General features: G+C 69.4%; 1 protein-coding gene. It reads left to right on the forward strand.

Annotated elements, in window-relative coordinates:
• Window positions 1–578: glycerol-3-phosphate dehydrogenase C-terminal domain-containing protein (locus tag ACYVE7_RS35395; protein WP_460371067.1), on the forward strand; the 578-nt coding region annotated here is incomplete at both ends.

A 578-nucleotide genomic window follows, 5' to 3' on the forward strand; every position in this document is an offset into this window, starting at 1 on the left:
CCGCGCCACCGATGCCGACATCACCCAGATCCTCGACGAGGCGGGCACCGCGCTGGACGGGATCAATGCCGACGACGTCACCTACGCCTTCGCCGGACTGCGCGTCCTACCCGGCGGGCCCGGAGACGTCACGACCGCCAAACGCGAAACGGTGATCACTGAGGGGCGCGGGGGGATGCTGTCGATCGCGGGAGGCAAATGGACCACCTACCGGCACATCGGGAAAGTCATCCTCGACCGCCTCGGCATCGGCTCCGACGTCCTGAAGATCATGCCGCTGCCCGGGATCGCCGCACCCCAGGCCGTCGCCCAACGCCTGATGGCCGCACCCATGGAACCGGCTGTCGCCGCGCATCTGGCCACCCACTACGGCACCCTGGCCTTCGACCTCGCCGAACTCGTCCGCCACAACCCCGAACTCGGCAACCCCATCCATCCCGACGGACCCGACATCTGGGCACAGGTCCTCTACGCCCGCGACCACGAATGGGCCGCCACCACCGACGACGTCCTCCGCCGCCGCACCACCCTCACCCTCCGCGGACTCGACACCCCCCACATCAGAGAGCGGGTCACCG

The organism is Actinocorallia lasiicapitis (genome assembly GCF_054778695.1).